General features: G+C 53.3%; 22 protein-coding genes and 1 pseudogene. 15 read left to right on the plus strand and 8 right to left on the minus strand.

The window, feature by feature from the left end:
• Nucleotides 1–89 precede the first annotated feature (89 nt).
• On the minus strand, nt 90–1,034 hold the full coding sequence (locus tag ACPGUT_RS08185) for a zinc ABC transporter substrate-binding protein (protein ID WP_423990220.1): 945 nt from the start codon (nt 1,032–1,034) through the stop codon (nt 90–92).
• Between the two features lie 88 nt (nt 1,035–1,122).
• Here ACPGUT_RS08185 and ACPGUT_RS08190 point away from each other — a divergent pair, with 88 nt between their 5' ends.
• Genes ACPGUT_RS08190 through ACPGUT_RS08200 form a run of 3 tightly spaced genes read left to right on the plus strand, consistent with a single transcriptional unit; the run spans nt 1,123 to nt 3,165 of the window.
• Nucleotides 1,123–1,617, plus strand: coding sequence for a Fur family transcriptional regulator (locus ACPGUT_RS08190; RefSeq protein ID WP_423990222.1), 495 nt, complete (start codon nt 1,123–1,125; stop codon nt 1,615–1,617).
• Complete coding sequence (locus ACPGUT_RS08195; RefSeq protein ID WP_423990224.1) at nt 1,614–2,375, plus strand: ATP-binding cassette domain-containing protein; 762 nt, start codon at nt 1,614–1,616, stop codon at nt 2,373–2,375. Before ACPGUT_RS08190 ends, ACPGUT_RS08195 begins: the two co-directional genes overlap by 4 nt.
• Nucleotides 2,365–3,165 carry a metal ABC transporter permease gene (locus ACPGUT_RS08200; protein ID WP_423990226.1) on the plus strand — a complete coding sequence of 267 codons (801 nt, stop codon included), beginning with the start codon at nt 2,365–2,367 and terminating at the stop codon, nt 3,163–3,165. The genes ACPGUT_RS08195 and ACPGUT_RS08200 overlap by 11 nt, the downstream gene beginning before the upstream one ends.
• Here the strand turns inward: ACPGUT_RS08200 and ACPGUT_RS08205 are convergent.
• Nucleotides 3,152–3,391: an Lrp/AsnC ligand binding domain-containing protein gene (locus ACPGUT_RS08205; protein ID WP_423990228.1), complete on the minus strand. Its 240-nt coding sequence runs from the start codon at nt 3,389–3,391 to the stop codon at nt 3,152–3,154. The two genes, ACPGUT_RS08200 and ACPGUT_RS08205, sit on opposite strands and share 14 nt — an antisense overlap.
• A gap of 129 nt (nt 3,392–3,520) precedes the next feature.
• On the opposite strand from ACPGUT_RS08205, the gene hisB reads away from it, so the two are divergent.
• Nucleotides 3,521–4,108, plus strand: a complete 588-nt coding sequence (hisB, locus tag ACPGUT_RS08210) for an imidazoleglycerol-phosphate dehydratase HisB (protein ID WP_423990230.1) — start codon at nt 3,521–3,523, stop codon at nt 4,106–4,108.
• Nucleotides 4,109–4,747, plus strand: coding sequence for an imidazole glycerol phosphate synthase subunit HisH (gene hisH / locus ACPGUT_RS08215; RefSeq protein ID WP_423990232.1), 639 nt, complete (start codon nt 4,109–4,111; stop codon nt 4,745–4,747).
• Between the two features lie 167 nt (nt 4,748–4,914).
• On the opposite strand, the gene ACPGUT_RS08220 is transcribed toward hisH, so the two are convergent.
• Nucleotides 4,915–5,307: a DUF2147 domain-containing protein gene (locus tag ACPGUT_RS08220; protein WP_423990234.1), complete on the minus strand. Its 393-nt coding sequence runs from the start codon at nt 5,305–5,307 to the stop codon at nt 4,915–4,917.
• A gap of 147 nt (nt 5,308–5,454) precedes the next feature.
• Here ACPGUT_RS08220 and hisA point away from each other — a divergent pair, with 147 nt between their 5' ends.
• The 4 genes from hisA to ACPGUT_RS08240 all read left to right on the plus strand — a co-directional run bounded on the left by hisA (nt 5,455) and on the right by ACPGUT_RS08240 (nt 8,886).
• Nucleotides 5,455–6,177, plus strand: a complete 723-nt coding sequence (gene hisA / locus ACPGUT_RS08225) for a 1-(5-phosphoribosyl)-5-[(5-phosphoribosylamino)methylideneamino]imidazole-4-carboxamide isomerase (protein ID WP_423990236.1) — start codon at nt 5,455–5,457, stop codon at nt 6,175–6,177.
• A gap of 197 nt (nt 6,178–6,374) precedes the next feature.
• Complete coding sequence (locus ACPGUT_RS08230; RefSeq protein ID WP_423990238.1) at nt 6,375–7,745, plus strand: Hint domain-containing protein; 1,371 nt, start codon at nt 6,375–6,377, stop codon at nt 7,743–7,745.
• A gap of 58 nt (nt 7,746–7,803) precedes the next feature.
• A complete protein-coding gene (gene hisF / locus ACPGUT_RS08235) occupies nt 7,804–8,565 on the plus strand; it encodes an imidazole glycerol phosphate synthase subunit HisF (RefSeq protein ID WP_423990240.1) in 762 nt (253 codons plus the stop codon).
• 3 nt (nt 8,566–8,568) lie between these two features.
• The gene (locus ACPGUT_RS08240; protein WP_423990242.1) at nt 8,569–8,886 is read left to right on the plus strand and encodes a phosphoribosyl-ATP diphosphatase; all 318 of its coding nucleotides are present in this window, start codon (nt 8,569–8,571) and stop codon (nt 8,884–8,886) included.
• Nucleotides 8,887–8,893: 7 nt separating this feature from the next.
• Here ACPGUT_RS08240 and ACPGUT_RS08245 read toward each other — a convergent pair whose 3' ends face one another.
• Nucleotides 8,894–9,226, minus strand: coding sequence for an ArsR/SmtB family transcription factor (locus ACPGUT_RS08245; RefSeq protein WP_423990244.1), 333 nt, complete (start codon nt 9,224–9,226; stop codon nt 8,894–8,896).
• A 134-nt stretch (nt 9,227–9,360) separates the two neighbouring features.
• Here ACPGUT_RS08245 and msrB point away from each other — a divergent pair, with 134 nt between their 5' ends.
• Nucleotides 9,361–9,810, plus strand: coding sequence for a peptide-methionine (R)-S-oxide reductase MsrB (gene msrB, locus ACPGUT_RS08250; RefSeq protein ID WP_423990246.1), 450 nt, complete (start codon nt 9,361–9,363; stop codon nt 9,808–9,810).
• On the plus strand, nt 9,810–10,316 hold the full coding sequence (msrA, locus tag ACPGUT_RS08255) for a peptide-methionine (S)-S-oxide reductase MsrA (protein WP_423990248.1): 507 nt from the start codon (nt 9,810–9,812) through the stop codon (nt 10,314–10,316). Before msrB ends, msrA begins: the two co-directional genes overlap by 1 nt.
• A gap of 52 nt (nt 10,317–10,368) precedes the next feature.
• Here msrA and ACPGUT_RS08260 read toward each other — a convergent pair whose 3' ends face one another.
• Nucleotides 10,369–10,860, minus strand: coding sequence for a flavin reductase family protein (locus ACPGUT_RS08260; protein ID WP_423990250.1), 492 nt, complete (start codon nt 10,858–10,860; stop codon nt 10,369–10,371).
• 133 nt (nt 10,861–10,993) lie between these two features.
• Nucleotides 10,994–11,815, minus strand: a complete 822-nt coding sequence (locus ACPGUT_RS08265; RefSeq protein WP_423990252.1) for an alpha/beta hydrolase — start codon at nt 11,813–11,815, stop codon at nt 10,994–10,996.
• Between the two features lie 96 nt (nt 11,816–11,911).
• Between ACPGUT_RS08265 and ACPGUT_RS08270 the strand changes: the two genes are divergently transcribed.
• The gene (locus tag ACPGUT_RS08270) at nt 11,912–13,378 is read left to right on the plus strand and encodes an NAD-dependent succinate-semialdehyde dehydrogenase (protein ID WP_423990254.1); all 1,467 of its coding nucleotides are present in this window, start codon (nt 11,912–11,914) and stop codon (nt 13,376–13,378) included.
• A gap of 113 nt (nt 13,379–13,491) precedes the next feature.
• Here ACPGUT_RS08270 and ACPGUT_RS08275 read toward each other — a convergent pair whose 3' ends face one another.
• Together ACPGUT_RS08275 and ACPGUT_RS08280 are read right to left on the minus strand one after the other, a co-directional pair.
• Nucleotides 13,492–14,061, minus strand: coding sequence for a helix-turn-helix domain-containing protein (locus tag ACPGUT_RS08275; RefSeq protein ID WP_423990256.1), 570 nt, complete (start codon nt 14,059–14,061; stop codon nt 13,492–13,494).
• Between the two features lie 407 nt (nt 14,062–14,468).
• Nucleotides 14,469–15,284, minus strand: coding sequence for a sulfotransferase family protein (locus ACPGUT_RS08280; RefSeq protein ID WP_423990258.1), 816 nt, complete (start codon nt 15,282–15,284; stop codon nt 14,469–14,471).
• 260 nt (nt 15,285–15,544) lie between these two features.
• Here ACPGUT_RS08280 and ACPGUT_RS08285 point away from each other — a divergent pair, with 260 nt between their 5' ends.
• The 3 genes and pseudogenes from ACPGUT_RS08285 to ACPGUT_RS08295 all read left to right on the plus strand — a co-directional run.
• Entirely contained in the window at nt 15,545–16,768 is a 1,224-nt protein-coding gene (locus ACPGUT_RS08285) for a Hint domain-containing protein (protein WP_423990259.1), read from the plus strand.
• Nucleotides 16,769–17,098: 330 nt separating this feature from the next.
• Nucleotides 17,099–17,253: pseudogene (locus ACPGUT_RS08290) on the plus strand (IS3 family transposase); the annotation flags it as partial.
• A 401-nt stretch (nt 17,254–17,654) separates the two neighbouring features.
• Nucleotides 17,655–18,050, plus strand: a 396-nt coding sequence (locus ACPGUT_RS08295; protein ID WP_423990261.1) for a transposase, incomplete at its 3' end; no start/stop codon positions are given.

Raw genomic sequence — 18,050 nt, forward strand, 5'->3', positions numbered from 1 at the left:
CAATAGCATTACAGCAGCAGCCACATATTTACAGGCTATATTGCCCTGACCGTCGCATTTTTCCGATCAGGGCCTTGTTTGGCAGCCGGTCAACCTGCACAGGCCTCGAATGCACGGGCAAGTTCAGACAGAATACCAGCATAAAGATCGGCCCCCGGCACCAAGGATCCGCCCAGCGGATCAGCAACAGAAACCGTGAACGCATGCCCTTCAAAAACTGTTTCCAACAGCCCTTCGGCATAGCCCGGTTCCGCAAGAACACAGGTGACGTTCTGACTGGAAACAAGCGCCTGCATTTCCTTCAAATGCGCAGCCCCAGGACGCGTCGCATGTGAATTGCTCACCGCGCCCAGCGCGCGTTTGCCAAACCGTGTTTCAAAATAGGCAAAGGCATCATGGGTGACGATGTGACTGGCCTGAATTTTCTCCATGCGCTGTTCCGTGTCCGATATCACCAACAACAATTCCTCAGAGAATTCAGAGGCATTCGCAACATAGGCATCCGCATGTTCAGGATCAGCCGTCGCCAAGCTTTCCGCCAGTTCTAGGGCAAATACAATTGCGTTCTCAGGGTTCAACCACATATGCGGATCATCTGAATGGTCATCGTCATGCCCAGCTTCGTGATGATCCTCTCCGTGGCCCTCTTCTTCGTGATGGTGCTCTCCGGTGTGATCATCGTCATCAGACAATCCCGCCGCCTCAATCAGAACAACACCCTCTATGCGCGCCATCTCCAACCGCTGCGCGTCCGCCGCCAATGTATCCAGCGTGTCATTCAACCAAGGTGTCAGCCCCGCACCAGCCATCAGAACGAAATCAGCGTTCTGCAACAAACGCGCTTCAGATGGGCGCATCGCATAATGATGCGGATCGGCCCCCGGGGGCAACAATACATCAGGGGTCCCAACACCTTGCATGACCCGGGCAGCAATGGATTGGATGGGTGCGATATCCGCAACGACATCAGGAACCTCGGCAGATGCAGCACCTGCAATTGTCAGTGTCAGGGCAGCGGGCAAATATTTCAGCATGGCGCTCTCATGTTATATTATTACATTTGACCTTCAGCGATATATGATACATTATAACATAGCAACCAAAAACAGATGAAAGCCGGATATGAGCAACAGCGGATTTGAAAAACACGACCACAGCAGTTGTGTCGCGACCTCTATCAAGGCGGCAGAGGACCATTGCGCGCAAAACAAACTTCAACTGACCCCAGTGCGCCGCCGCGTGCTGGAAATCCTCCTAGAAGGGCATAAAGCCCTAGGCGCCTATGATATTTTGCCTCATCTGGCGGCCGAAGGCCTGGGCAGCCAACCCCCTGTTGTCTACCGCGCATTGGATTTCCTGCAAAACCACGGCCTTGTGCATAAGGTTGAAAAGCTGAACGCCTGGACCGCCTGCATGCACCCAGGACAGGCCCATAACCCCGCCTTTATGATCTGTTCTGATTGTGATCTTGTGGCCGAAATCCCAGCATCCCCCGGCACCGGCGATCTGGGGCGTGCCGCAGATCAGATGGGTTTCACGATCAACACCGCCGTGATCGAAATCGAAGGCACCTGCCCCTCGTGCCGCGACAACGCCGGGACAGATACCACATCATGACCCAGCTGATAGAAGCACGTGATATTTCGGTCCAAGCCGGAAGCACCGCCGCTCTGCGCAACGTGGATTTTCGCATCACCCGCGGGGAAATCGTCACCGTGGTCGGGCCCAATGGATCTGGTAAAACATCGCTTTTGCGCGCCATCATTGGCGCAGCCCGCGTGTCATCCGGCAGTATCACCCGCGCGCCGGGCCTGCGCATCGGCTATGTTCCCCAAAACCTGCGCATTGATCCCAGCCTGCCACTCACCGCGCGTCGTTTTCTGTCTTTGCCGAAACGCCGCAACATGGCCGATATTCGCACAGCCCTTGCCGCAGCCGGGGCCGAAGCGCTGGAAAACCGCCAAATCGCAGACCTTTCCGGCGGTCAGTTTCAACGTGTTGTCCTGGCCCGTGCCCTGCTGGAAAAACCTGACCTTCTGATGCTGGACGAACCCACCACGGGCCTGGACCAACCCGGATCAGCCGCTTTTTACCGCCGGATCGAAACCCTGCGAAATGAAACAAATTGCGCCATCCTGATGGTCAGCCATGAATTACATGTTGTCATGGCAAGTTCGGATCGTGTGATCTGTCTGAACGGTCATGTCTGCTGCCACGGCACCCCCGATATCGTGGCCTCTGCCCCGGAATATCGCGCACTCTTTGGCAATGGCACACAGGGCGCGCTGGCATTATATCGCCACGACCATGACCACAGCCATCCCCATGGCCCTAATTGCAACCACCCGCTGGAAGAGACTGAACATGCTGGATGATTTTCTGATCCGCGCCATTCTGGCCGCCATTGGCACAGGTCTTGCCGCAGGTCTTCTGGGCTGTTTCGTGGTCTGGCGACGGCTTGCTTATCTGGGTGACGCCACCGCCCATGCGGCCATTCTGGGTGTGGCCCTAGCCCTGGCATTTGGCACCTCTGCCCTCACCGGTGTTCTTGGCATTTCCGTGCTTATGGCCTTGCTGCTCTCAACCTTGGCCGGGCGACACCTAAACCATGACAGCCTGCTCGGCGTGCTGGCTTACAGCGCCCTTGCGACAGGGCTTGTGACCGTATCGCTGATGCAAGGCGTGCGTATTGATCTGTCCGCCTGGCTGTTTGGAGAAATCCTGGCCGTCAGCAAAGCAGACCTTGCCCTGATCTGGGCCGGTTCACTTGCGATTTGTGCGCTGATCCTGACACGCTGGCAAAACCTGTTAACCGCCACCCTATCGCCTGATCTGGCGCAGGCCAGTGGTATCAGCCCCAAACGCGAAGAACTGATCCTAACGCTCGCGCTTGCGCTGGTGGTTGCCGTTGCCATCAAAATCGTCGGTGCGCTTTTGATCGGGGCACTTCTGATCATCCCCGCCACCGCCGCAAGACCACTGGCCCGCAGCCCCGAAACCATGGCTCTGTTCGCAACCAGCATCGGTGCATCATCCGGCCTGATCGGCATTCTGCTGTCGGCCCAATATGATACCCCCGCCGGGCCCACCATCATCTGCGTGGCTGCCGGGGCATTCTTCCTGTCCTGGGCCCTCGCCCCGCTGATCCGCCTTAAAACGCCTTAAACGTCATGGTCGTCAGAGACCGTTCAAGTTCCGTCACATCGGCAAGGATACCGTTGATAAACTTACCGGTGTCTTCGCCTTCCGGCACATAAAGCTTCATAATCAGGTCATAATCGCCTGATGTGGAATACAGCTCAGAATGCACTTCTTTCAGCATGATCTGTTCCGCCACCTTATAGGTCGTGCCCGGACGACAGCGCAGCTGCACAAAAACCAGATTTGTCATGGATCTCTCCCGTTATAAGTTACCCGAAATCTCGCACAGATCGCCGCACCCACACAATGGGCAATTGAGCATATTGGAAATTCCGCCACCGCCCCCTATAAGCAGATGAGTTTATTCAAGAGGCCCGCCATGCGCACAGCAACCGTGACCCGTAAAACCAATGAAACTGACATTTCCGTTGAGATAAATCTCGACGGTACCGGCGTCTATAACATGCAGACCGGCGTGGGTTTCTTTGACCATATGCTGGATCAGTTGGCGCGCCATTCTCTGATCGACATCACCGTGCGTGCCACGGGTGATCTACATATCGATGACCACCACACAGTCGAAGACGTGGGCATTGCCCTGGGTCAGGCCCTGACACAGGCGCTTGGCGATAAAAAAGGCATCCGTCGATATGGCGAATGTCACCTGCCGATGGATGACGCACAGGTGCGCTGTGCCCTGGATCTCTCCGCGCGTCCGTTCCTTGTCTGGAATGTTGATGTGCCTACCCAAAAGATCGGCACATTTGACACGGAACTTGTGCGCGAATTCTTCACAGCCTTCGCAACACAGGGCGGCATCACCCTACACATCGACCAGATCCACGGGTTCAACAGCCACCACATCGTCGAAGCCGCGTTCAAGGCCGTGGCCCGCGCCCTGCGCATCGCCGTGGAAACCGATCCGCGCAAAGCCGATGCTATTCCTTCCACCAAAGGGGCTCTCTAAGTGCTGACGGCTATTATTGACTACGGTTCCGGCAACCTGCATTCGGCCGAAAAAGCGTTCCAGCGCATGGCCACGGAAACCAATGCCGGTGAGGTCATCGTAACCTCAGACGCCGATACAATCGCCCGCGCCGACCGCCTGGTTCTGCCGGGTGATGGCGCCTTCCCTGCCTGCCGCCAGGAACTGGTGGATCACACCGCGATCTGCGAGGCCATGGAACAGGCCGTGACCAAAGACGGCCGCCCCTTTCTTGGCATTTGTGTTGGCATGCAGCTGATGGCCTCAATGGGGCGCGAATATGAAGACACGCCAGGTCTTGATTGGATCAAAGGCGAGGTTGTCGAAATCACCCCGTCTGACCCCGCGATGAAAGTTCCGCATATGGGCTGGAACGATCTGGTGCTGCATCAGGACCATGCTGTACTGGATGGTATCCAATCCGGCGATCACGCCTATTTTGTGCACAGCTTTCGATTTGATGTGACCAACCCGCAGGATCAGCTTGCCCATGTGGATTACGGCGGCAATGTCACGGCGATTATCGCACGCGACACGATGATCGGCATGCAGTTTCACCCGGAAAAAAGCCAACACACCGGGCTGCGCATGATCGGCAACTTCCTAACCTGGAAGCCTTAACACAGGTAAAGGGCGGCTTAATCCGCCGCCCGCCCGATATGCATAACATATGCATATAATGTGCATACGTTGTGCATCTCAAAATCCCCCCTTCAACGCCCCGGTTTCATCTTGCTTGAAATACTCCGGGGTGTGGGGGCAGCGCCCCCACAAGGGATGAACTTAAATCAGTTCACACGGCTCCAGGTGCCACCGGAACGGCAGATCCCAAACACACAACCTTTCACGGTAAGGCTGTTTCCGGACAATTCCATTTCGCCGTTGTAAGTCTTGTCACGGTCCGGGCTGTAGACTTTGCCATTGTCGTATTCACCACCGCCAACATTTTCCATATCCCAGACCAAACGTTTGCCAACATTGTCAGTCTCAAGCTGCGTGCCCGCACTGTCATAGGCCCGCACCAGGGTTCCGCAAACCGCTGATCCGCAAGCAGAAATCTCAATATGACCATAATGACCATTGTCATCTGGAATGGTCTGCCAGGTGCCGTGGATCGGGTCTGCCATTGCAGTTCCAGCCATAGCAACAAAGCCCAGCGCAGCCAGTGCAATCTTTTTCATAACATCTCTCCCTTTTAAGTTTTCGCCATGATGGCGGGCAATACTATCATCTGTCCAGACTTACCTCAGGTGAAGCTGCGACCACAGGCTCTTTGCAAATCCATACACAACATGGCAAAAGCGCGCTGAATCAGTCAGGAGTTCCCCATGATCCTTTACCCCGCTATCGACCTCAAAGACGGCCGCGCCGTGCGCCTTGTGCATGGGGATATGGAACAGGAAACCGTGTTCAACGACAACCCTGCAGCCCAGGCGATGGAATTCGTAAACGCGGGCTGTGAATGGTTACATCTTGTTGATCTTAATGGTGCTTTTGCAGGTGAACCTGTGAACGCCGCCCCGGTGGAAGAGATCCTAAAACAGACAAAAACCCCTGCCCAACTGGGCGGCGGCATCCGGGATATGGCAACAATTGAACGTTGGATCGACAAAGGCCTCGCCCGCGTCATCCTGGGCACAGTCGCCGTGGAAAACCCGGATCTGGTGCGTGAGGCCGCAAAAGAATTCCCGGGCAAAGTCGCCGTTGGTATTGATGCACGCAACGGTAAAGTGGCCACCAAAGGCTGGGCGGAAGAAACCGATGTGATGGTCACTGATCTAGCAAAATCTTTTGAGGACGCAGGTGTTTGCGCGATCATCTACACCGACATCCTGCGCGACGGCGCAATGAAAGGCGTGAACGTCGAAGCCACTGCAGATCTGGCCCGTGCCGTATCTATCCCGGTGATTGCGTCTGGGGGCGTTAGTTCACTCGAAGATCTGCGTGCTCTGAAAAACTGCGGCGCAAACTTGAACGGCGCAATTTCCGGCCGCGCTTTGTATGACGGCGCGATTGATCTAACTGAAGCGCTATCAACCTTAAGGGATTGATTAAGTTAAACAATTGACAAAAAACAAATCTCAGACCCACCGGGTCTGAGCGTTAACAGTGGGAAGAAATCACCTTTCCCAATCTCGGAAACACCCACAAAAATTAACCTTTGCTAAACTTTTCGCTTCTCAGCGAATCATTTTCTTTCTATGATTCGCAAAAAACGCAGTGAAAAATAATAAGTACAGGTCATAAAGTGGCTATTGGTGAAGCAGGCAAATTGACTGCAAGTCAACCGGTTGTAGATGCCCCAATTCGGGTAGACTTCACCGAAGACTTGACAGACCCTATTATCGCAATAACGTCAACTGCAGGCGGTAACTCGCCCTTTTCTGTGCGCATCGTTTCGACGGATGACACTGGATTCAGCTTTATCATCGAAGAATGGGATTACCTTAGCGACGCCACCCATGGTAACGAAGATTTTCACTGGGTCGCCATCGAAAAAGGTACACATACGTTGCCTGATGGCCGTACGATCACGGCGGGAGATACCCAGGCAAATGGTTCTGGGTCTACAGGCGTGAACTTCGGAACGCCATTTTCAGGAACACCTGTGGTACTGACCTCGGTCATGTCTCACAATGATAACACGACGGTGGACAGCGACCCGCTGAATGTCACATCGTCCGGTTTTGATATTCGCCTACAAGAACAAGAACAAATGAATGGCACTCACGGGACCGAAACCATTGGTTGGATTGCCATTCAAGCTGGCGGTTCCAACGTGGATGGGTCTGGTGCGGCCAAACGCCAAGGTGGCGTTGATGAAAATGCCGATTTCGTCGGACTGGGTACCACATTCAGCAATGGGGTTTATGTCGGTGACACACAAACCATAGCAGGTGCTGACACTGCACGCCTGGTCCTGACTGGCACCAACAGCAATGGTGCCAGCTTTAAAATCGAAGAAGAAAAATCCAAAGATAACGAAGTCAACCACATCAACGAAGTGGTCGGGGTTGTTGGGTTTAATTTGGGTTTAATCCCTTGCTTCACACCAGGCACGCTCATCCGGACAGCCACGGGTTTGCGTCCGGTCGAAGTTCTTCAGGCCGGTGATATGGTTCTCACGGCGGACAATGGGTTTCAGGCTTTGCGTTGGGTCTGCGTGCGAACACTGGATGCTGCGCATCTCGCGGCCAATCCACACCACCAGCCCATTCTCATCCGCAAAGGCGCATTGGGGCCTGGCCTGCCATCGCAAAACATGCGTGTATCACCACAGCATCGCATGATGTTGACCGGATGGCGTGCAGAACTGTTGTTTGCTGAACGTGAAATCCTGGTCCCCGCCAAAGCATTGCTAGATGATCAGAAGGTTATCCCAGACCATTCCACAGACACCGTGTCTTACATTCATCTATTGTTTGATGCCCACGAAGTCATTTTCGCCAATGGTGCCCCTTCTGAAAGCCTGCATGCAGGCCAATTGTCCAAGGGATTGATGCCACAAGCCGCCCGAGAAGAATTGTTCAATCTGTTCCCAAACCTGCGCATTGATAATGGCTTTGGCCCCACAGCCCGTACCACACCCCGCACTCACGATTTGCGATCACTGCATTGAGCCTTCCCTTTCGACAGGATTGCGCCTAAAACCGCCGCAACACCATCAGGGGGCAAACATGCTGAAAACCCGTATCATTCCCTGCCTAGACGTCGCTGAAGGCCGCGTCGTTAAAGGCGTGAATTTCGTTGATCTGATTGATGCGGGCGACCCCGTAGAAAGCGCACGTGCCTATGATGCCGCCGGCGCCGATGAGATCTGTTTTCTCGATATCAAAGCTACCCATGAAAACCGCGGCACCATGTTTGACGTGGCACGCCGGACCGCAGAACAATGTTATGTGCCCCTGACCATCGGGGGCGGCGTGCGCAGTGCAAAAGATGTGCGGGATCTGCTGCTTGCAGGTGCAGATAAAGTGTCCTTTAACTCCGCCGCCGTGGCCAATCCTGATGTTGTATCAGAGGCTGCAAATCAATTTGGCAGCCAATGTATTGTTGTCGCGATTGATGCAAAAACCGTGGCGCCCGGAAAATGGGAAATTTTCACCCATGGTGGGCGCAATGCTACGGGTATTGATGCTGTGAGTTTCGCCAAAACCATGGTGGCAAAAGGCGCCGGTGAAATCCTACTGACAAGCATGGACCGGGACGGCACCCGTGCCGGTTTCAACCTGCCCCTGACCCGTGCCATTTCGGATGCGGTGCATGTGCCTGTGATCGCGTCTGGTGGTGTCGGCACGCTGGATCATTTGGTTGAAGGTGTAACTAAAGGCGGCGCATCAGCAGTGCTGGCCGCCTCTATCTTTCACTTTGGTGATTACACCATCCGCGAAGCCAAAGAACATATGGCAAACGCGGGCATTCCAATGCGACTGGAGTAACCCATGGATACGCTTTCCCGCCTTGCAGACACCATCGCCAACCGCGCCAGCGCCGACCCAGACAGTTCCTGGACAGCCAAACTTTTGGCGAAAGGCCCAGAGAAATGCGCCGAAAAATTTGGGGAAGAAGCGGTAGAAGCAATCATCGCATCGGTCAAAGGTGACACGACCAATCTGACAGCTGAGGCCGCAGATGTGCTGTATCATCTCCTGGTGATGTTACAGGCATCTGGTGTCAAATTTGACAGCGTTCTTGCGGAACTTGATCGACGTGAAGGTGTCTCAGGCATTGCCGAAAAAGCGGCACGTCCAAAGGCATAAAACCCGATTAACAGCCCAGCTTTAACTGACGGATCAACGGCTGGCATTGATCGGCTTGGCCACCGCAGCAGTCTTCCAAAAGATACCCAAGCATCCCGCCAATCCCGTCAAAATCTGCGAAATAACGCACCGTGCGCCCATCACGTTCATTGCGGATTAGACCGGCACGCAAGAGAATGGACAGGTTTACAGAGGCCGTATTCTGTTTTTGATCAAGGGCTGTGGCGATTTCCCCGGACAACATGCCCTTCTCTCCCGCTTGTACAAGACGGCGAAACACATCCAGTCGGCTTTCCTGGCTGAGCGCTGCGAAGGCGGTGATTGCTGTTTTCTTATCCATGTTGCGTATGTAGTCTTCCCGACGGGTCTTGTCACCGACCTCGCGCGGTTCTCACAAGAAAATCATCAGCTGTAACTTTCATGGACAAATGATCACGCCCTGCCCATATTCCCTTCAACACGGAAAGGAACGCCATGACACGTTACCATAAAGACCCCGACGCCATCGCCCGTCTAAGTGCAGAAGAATTCCGGGTCACTCAGGAAAACGGCACTGAACGCGCCTTTACGGGCGTCCTTGATAAAAACAAGGCCCCAGGGCTTTACGTTGATATTGTTTCAGGTGAACCGCTGTTCACCTCGATGGACAAATTTGACAGCGGGTGTGGCTGGCCCAGCTTTTCGAAACCTGTGGAAGACAGCCATGTTCAGGAACTGCGCGATATAACCCATGGCATGGTCCGCACCGAAGTGCGTTCCACCCATGGCGACAGTCATCTGGGCCATGTTTTCCCGGACGGGCCTATGGATCAGGGCGGGCTGCGCTATTGTATTAATTCCGCCTCTCTACGCTTTATTGCGCTGGCGGATCTCACATCCGAGGGCTATGGCGAATATGCACATTTGTTTGAGGGAGAGAAATAATGAGCACAGAACGCGCAGTCCTGGCCGGAGGATGTTTCTGGGGTATGGAAGACCTGATCCGTCGCATGGATGGTGTGATTTCCACCCGCGTCGGTTACACAGGCGGTGATGTGCCCAATGCGACCTATAAGGATCATGGGACACATGCCGAAGGGATCGAAATTATTTTTGACCCGTCGAAAACCAGTTTCCGAAAACTGCTAGAGTTTTTCTTTCAGATCCACGACCCGACAACCAGCAACCGCCAGGGTAATGATCTGGGCACAAGCTATCGGTCTGCAATTTTCTACACCAATGAAACACAACAAGCCTGCGCCCTGGATACAATTGCAGATGTAAATGCATCAGGCCTGTGGCCTGGAAAAGTGGTAACAGAGGTGATACCTGCAAGCGATTTCTGGGTCGCAGAGGAGTTTCATCAAGATTACCTAGAAAAGAACCCAAATGGCTATACCTGCCATTTTGCACGTCCGGACTGGGTGCTACCAAAGCGTTCTGACAGCTAAACAGGTGGGGGCGCTGCCCCCATCCCCTAGGATACATTCGGCAAAAAATAAATCAGGACGCGGTGAATCCTCCAAAGCCTCCGCCCGTAAAGATCAGCGGTGCCGAGTCATTGTAATCGGCCCTCAGGACTTGCCCGATTTGAATCAAGTGGTCCCCGGCATCATGCTGCGCGGTTGCCACGCATTCAAACCTTGCGCTCCAGTCTGGCAATAGCGGCACACCGCCCATCCCTTCGCTGACTGAAAGCCCGCCAAATGCATCGCCATGTTTTGCAAACATCATAGCCAAGTCACCTTGATCTTCGCGCAGCACATGAATGGCGAAATGGCTGGCGGATGCAAAGTGTTCGGTACGATCAGACCCTTTCATCGGGCACCAAAGAACCAGAGCCGGATCCAGAGACACAGAAGAAAAGCTGTTCACGGTCATGCCAACCGGACCCGCTGGAGTTTGCGTAGTGACAATGCACACTCCGGTCGCAAAGCGGCCATAGGCATCACGCAGCTGGCGTGTATTGTCAGACGTGGGGGTAAATGCAGTCATGATCGCTCATCCGTTATCTGTGCCCCCAATACGCGGCCTGCCCCACCTGGCGCAAGCTGCAATTTTGTGCGCCCTCTCACAACCCACAACCCCATTTCTTAACACGCTCTGTCAGCCACAAAAAACCAAGGGATCAAATCCTTGGTTGAAACCCCAGCACCGTCTTCGTCAGTGATGAATTTCCGTCTGCCAGCCCGTCAATCACATTGAAATGATGCAGATCAGGATCTACGACCAACTCCTGGTTCCATGCCTCTGCCAGCCAGCGCGCTTGATCAATAAACGCGGGGCGCTCATCACCACCAACCCAACAGGTCATGGGCACATTTCGGGGCGCTGTTTCACGCAAGGGGCTTTCGGCCCAGGCGGCATCCCCATCCATGGTAAAGTCATCGTTCATTGCCGTATCGACCAGCGGGCGCAAATCGGACAGTGGTGAAATCGGTGTGACTTTCACCAAACGTGCCGCGACATCAGGTGCAAGTTCTACATCCTGGCACAACATCCGCGCCACCAGATGCCCTCCGGCGGAATGCCCCGCAAGTGCAATCGGCCCTTTTGTCATCCCCGCAATATGGTGCAGCGCCTTGCAGATTTCCTGTGTGATATCTGCAATCGATACCTCAGGACACAGCGTATAGGACGGCATCGCCACTGCCCAGCCCCGTACCTGCGCGCCCCTGGCAAGATGCGACCAAGACTTATTGTCAAACGCCCGCCAATAGCCACCGTGGATAAAAATCAGCGTACCTTCCGGGCGGCATTCCGGCAGGAACAGATCAAACTGCTGTCGTGGCGCTTCGCCATACGTCAGGTTCAGACGCGCCCGCCCCGCAGTATTTTCATGCATGCGCCAGTCATGGGCCAGTTCTTCCCAACGGCCCGGGTAGTCGGCCGCACCTACAATATAGGCACCGTTCGCATAAGCATCATCGTTGGACTGTGTATCCGGCATGGCTGGCTCTACCTCTGAAGATTTGATCATATTATCTGGACAAGACTTAGGCTGCGTGCTTTGAAAGCGCAACTGTTCTGCATTCGGAGAAATACCATGTCCGCGACAAACCTGAAATCCCTGCTGAAAGACCCTGCCCTGCTGGAAACCCGCGCCTATATCAATGGTGAATGGGTTGAAACCGGCGCAACGTTTGACGTGAAAAACCCGGCGCGTGGCGACGTCATTGCCACCGTGCAGGACGTGAGCCGCGCGCAGACCGAAGCCTGTATTGCGGATGCTGAAGCTGCGATGAAACCCTGGGCAGCCCTGACGGCCAAGGAACGGGCGAACACTCTGCGCCGCTGGTACGATCTGATGGTTGAAAATGCGGATGATCTTGCCGCGATCCTGACCGCTGAGATGGGCAAACCTCTGGCAGAAGCCAAAGGCGAGATCATGTATGGCGCGTCATTTGTTGAATGGTTCGCGGAAGAAGCCAAACGGGTTTACGGCGAAACCATCCCGGGACATCAGCCTGACAAACGCATCATGGTGCTGAAACAGCCCATCGGTGTTGTGGGTTCCATCACGCCCTGGAACTTCCCAAATGCGATGATCACCCGTAAAGCGGCCCCAGCGCTTGCGGCCGGTTGTACTTTTGTGGCGCGCCCTGCGACGGAAACCCCACTGTCTGCGCTTGCCATGGCTGTGCTGGCGGAACGTGCCGGCATTCCAGCAGGTGTCTTTAACGTGATTCCAGCGACAGATGCAGCAGGCATCGGCCAAGAGTTCTGCGAAAACTTTGCTGTACGTAAACTGACTTTCACCGGCTCCACCAATGTCGGTCGTATCCTGATGCGTCAGGCGGCGGACCAGGTGATGAAATGCTCAATGGAGCTGGGTGGCAACGCGCCGTTTATTGTCTTTGATGACGCGGATCTCGATGCCGCCGTGGAAGGCGCGATGATCTGTAAGTTCCGCAACAACGGCCAGACCTGTGTGTGTGCGAACCGGATCTACGTGCAGGCCGGTGTCTATGATACCTTTGCTGAAAAACTGGCAGCCGCCGTTGCAAAACTGAACGTGGGCGACGGTATGGAAGACGGCATCACAACCGGCCCCCTGATCACCCCAGCGGCTGTGGCAAAAGTCGAAGAACATCTGGCAGACGCGACATCTAAGGGCGCAACCCTGCTATCCGGCGGTAAAGCGCACGCATTGGGTGGCACCTTCTATGAACCAACCATCGTCACAGGCGTCACCCAGGAGATGCAGGTTGCGACCGATGAAACCTTCGGCCCGCTTGCGCCGCTGTTCAAATTCGATGACGTCGATGATGTGATCGCAATGGCGAATGACACGATCTATGGCCTCGCGTCCTACTTCTACGCCAAAGACCTGTCGCGCGTTTACAAAGTCGCGGAAGCCCTTGAATACGGCATGGTCGGCGTGAACACCGGCGTGATTTCCACAGAGGTGGCACCTTTCGGCGGCGTCAAACAATCAGGCCTCGGCCGCGAAGGCTCTCACCACGGCATCGAAGAATACCTCGAGATGAAATACATCTGCATGTCTGTGTAAATATGCCTTAAAAATAAGGGATTTTTGAGTTTTCAAGAATCCCTTATTGGGGCAACGTCGCCTCATTATTGGGACAAAATCACACGGAACACCCCCACCAATCCCTGACTTGGCTAACCACGAAGACAATTCCGGCGTGAATTACCACCCCAATGCCCGCACCATGCCTTCGAACTTTTCAGATCAACCTGATGATCGGACAATGTGTCGGCATCCTGATCATTGATTTCCAGCAAATACAGTTCAATCGTCAGGTCACCACGTTGCTTTGGTGTCAGCGACACATCCAGCCGGGCAACCATTTCGTCCAACTGGACGATCACATCCTTCATTACTTTCAATTCGACACGCTCCTTAGACTTGCTGTCTTTGAAGAGTTCGTGTGGCTCAACGCCGAATAATTCCGCCAGCACCTGCATCCTGAATTGCGTCACCGATGAAATCCCACGTTCCAGCCGCGACAGTTGCGTGATCGACATATTGAGACGATCTGCAAGGGCCGCTTGGGACATGCCCTGTTCTTTGCGAAATCTGGCGATGTTGTTGGGGACGGTGTTGCTCATGGCGATATGGCCCAAAAGCACCATATCGCCCCGGGCTGATCGGCCGTGATCGCCATGCACGGAAACCACAAGAAGACGCAAAATACGGCACAGAAACTCAATGAACAGATATTCCTCCAAGCGTCCCCTCTCATCGATACTGCATATCAACTTCCGGGCAGTGGATAAGGCAAACCTCACGCCTTTTTAGCAGCCCCCTCTCCTCGCGCAGAAGTCAATTCTCTTTGCGCAGGCGTGCATTTCCCTTTTCCACATCTTCATGTGATCCAGACATCCGATCGTTATTCTGGTGCTCCTGAACCCACTCCCAACTCAAAGGCCGCTTGTGGTCGCGTTAAGCCACCGGTCGTTGCGATGCGCACCGCATCACGTCTAAAATCGTCACTGTATCTCCGTACCATTCTTTATCTCCTTCAGTGCGAATATCGCTCGAAAGAGACCGGAACTAAATCCGGACAAGCCTAAGGTTTTTACCGGCAACAGAGTGCCGGTATCGAGAACTCTCAAATCGACCGTTTGTGAGGGGATCAGAGTACAACCCTGGCTGCATTTGTTGATATATCTCCAGACCAGAACACCTGTGAGGACAGCGCCATGAAGACCTCAGGCGGCAAAAGAGTTTTGCGCGTACGCTGTTCTACAGGACCAGAGACTGTATGAAGCCCCTCAGAATTCAAGGCCTCATCAAAGCGTTCCTGCTTGTAGTCCAAGTCTGTGAAGTCATGATCAAACCGATCTCTGCCGACAAAATCATAAATTGCATTCAGTGTGACCTTTGGATCGGCACAAAGTGCTTCATATTCAACGATCATCAATCGGGAAGAATGGGGACCATACATGGCTTCTTTTAAGTTTGCCATAGGACCGCCGATGAATCCCCCGTTCTGCATATAAGCTTCGACACGCTGAGCCAGATTGCTGCCCGCAGGGGCAAGGCTGGAAGGACGGATAGCATTTTTCTGGAGCATTCGTTCCACTGAATCCATCACCCAAGCCGGATTGCGGACCATGGCAATCATTTTGAAATCGTCGAAAATCTGCAACAATTCTGGAATGCGGATAGACCATGCCCTGTTTGTATCAAAAACAATGTTCTGATCTGGAAAACCCGCGTAATAACTATCGAATATTCCGCGCAACATGCGAACCCGGACATCATCATCCAGCAGACTTTCGATTTCGCGGTTTTGCGTCATCATTGCCCGCATAGCAGCGGTCATGCTGCCCACAGGGCTGGTCATGCCAGCCATAATGTCGGGGTTCTGACGAAGTATAGCAGCCAGCATGGTAGAGCCGGAACGCGGCAGACCTGTAATAAAATGGAATGTCTTTTCAATCGTCATAGGTATCACCAGCTATAAGAGTTGTCTCGGTCTTAACATGATCTTCCGAATCAATGCTATAGACGTAGGTGTGTTTTGCCAGCGCATCCTGTAATTTCATCTTTGCAACTTCGTTTTGTGTGGTTTTTCTTCCATATTTTCAAATTACTCGCGATCCCGACATGGGAATGTGCATTTTTACTTTTATTTCAACCTTTTTCAGGTTGTAATGTCCTGTAAACGTCTTTGATTGTCGTCAGTGATACGTAGGAGCAAGTTATATGCCGTTGAATTTTACTGGACCCGGATCGATAACCGGACTAAACCCTCCCTATAGTCGGTATCTTTATAATAACGGCAATCCTAATGGCGCTGTGAACAAGATTGTTCTGGATGATGCTTCGCCCCAGGGTCCTGTTTCTCATAACGATACAAACGGCAATACTGTTCCCAGACAAGGTTACTATCTGACTACTTATGGGGATGCACAAGGCTTTGCCCCTGGCGGGCCGGATGCGAATGTCACCGAAACCGGGTTTACCGGCAACGGAACGCTGCTGGATGTTACGTTTGACCCGAATATGACGACTTATAAAAGTTTATACGTAAGAGCTGGATATAGACTTAACACGTCAATTGAATATTTCCGTGTTACCCTGCCGCCAGGCTGGACACATGTCGTGTCGCCTGACGATGGCACGGGCAACCCCTCCGACTGGGGCGGTGAATCGTCGATGTACAATACCAATCAGGCAAATACTGCGGTACAAGGTACCGGCCCCAATCACCCGTATGGTACGTTCCGAACCCAGATGTTTATCTATAATGCCTCTGGCACGAAAGTCGCCAATCTGCAGTTCCAGCAATTTGACAATGGCGGCGGTGGTGCTGTATTCGGCGGAGGTTCCCCCTGTTTTGTGAAAGGTACCAAGATCAAAATGGCTGACGGGACGTTGAAGAACGTCGAAGACATCGAAGACATCGAAGCGGGTGATTGGGTTGCTTCATTTGACAATGGTCCCCGAGAAGTTATCTGGTCCGGTCAACACCTTCACCGGAAGACTGAACTTGAACAGTTTGAAAAACTGCGCCCTGTTCGCATTCCCGAAGGCGCAATCGGCAATAAAAAGACCACATTCTATTCGCCACTGCACCAGGTCATGCTGACATCAGAGCAGGCTGACCTTCTGTTTGGGACCGGAAGCGAAGTTTTGGTTATGGCAAAAAGCCTTGTAGAAGTTGGTGTTGCTTTCATTGATGAGCCTGATGACGTAACATATTGCCACATTATGTTTGATGATCATGAGTTGATCCAAAGCGATGGTATATGGACTGAGAGTTTCAATCCAGGTGTCGAAGCTCTCAACTCCCTTACCCAAGAAGCGCGCGAAGAGGTGCTGACCATCTTCCCTGAACTTGAAACGCAAGACGCAAAAGGCTTCACCAGCGTACGGCCAAAACTGAGCAAGAAAGAAGTAACGGTCCTGTTCTCAAGCACCTCCTGAGGCATTGTTATGTGATGTCTGTGCAAACACAGGGCCACGCACGTTGCGTTGTCTTACTAGGTTCATTTCTGAGTGCCATCTGCCTGACTTCGCCACGGCTTAGTCCCGATCTCTTTCGAGCATGTTTGCTATGAAGGAGATAAGGAATGGCAAAGGATACACAGACGAGTTCCGACGTGACGCGGTGCGACTGACCTGCAATGGCTTAACCATTGCAGGTCAGTCGAAACAAGTTTCGATGAAAGTGGCGATCCCAGCTTTCATCAGATTTGGGCGTGGGGCTCTCGACGCTGAACAAATGGGTTCAGCAACATCCACTGCCCGGCAGTGATCAAGGCAGAGCTGGTCTGGCGGAACCGCTGGGAAACCAGACGCAAGTAGAAGGCGCTATATTCCCGTATACCAATGGCTTCTATAACACGCGCCATCGCCACTCATCGCTTGGCGGCGAAAGCCCCTTGGCTTTCAAGCGAAAGGCCGCATAAATGAGTTCAGAGACCGGTAGGTGAGCGCGAAAAGTTCACTAACGGAGTCGCGCGGCGATAGTAGAAGCTATTCCCGCGAGATTTTATGAAGTTGGCTTAGCCGCTACGAGGGCTAAACTTTGACACGAACAACTCCTCTTATTGGGGCAATTCAGATACCTGCAAAGGGCATAATTTCACTAGATATGCGGAAAAATCGTTAATTATCAGATACCTTCAAACATCTCGTGTGATCCGTCATTCTTCTCAAACCTGCGAGAAAAAATGAAATACATCAGCATGATGTGTTTAACTGCAGAGTTATGACTGAATCTGGTGTTTTGGCAGTTTGAAGGTTGGCGGCGTATCTGGTTGACTTGTTGTTGTGAGACAGCATCCCAACCAAAGAAAGATACACCACCATGGAAACGACTAACATTTTAGATTTTACGCGTCGAGACAAGATGACGGACGCGCTTACGGAATTGCTCAGGACGGGGGCGCAGGAATTGATCGCACAAGCCGTAGAAGCTGAGTTTTCAGGCTACATGGCGCAATTTGCCCAGATGCGTACGGAGGCGGGTCACGCGGCTGTCGTTCGCAATGGCTATCATCCGGAGCGACCATTTCAAACGGGTATTGGACCTGTAAACGTGCGCATTCCCAAGGTTCGATCCAAGGACGGCACACCGGTGACATTCCGATCCGCCTTGGTGCCGCCTTATGTGCGCAGAACCAAGACGCTGGAAGCTGCGCTGCCCTGGCTTTATCTCAAGGGCATATCCAGCGGTGAAATGGCCCCGGCCCTCAAGGTTCTG

The organism is Halocynthiibacter sp. (assembly GCF_049608145.1).
GTDB lineage: Bacteria > Pseudomonadota > Alphaproteobacteria > Rhodobacterales > Rhodobacteraceae > Halocynthiibacter.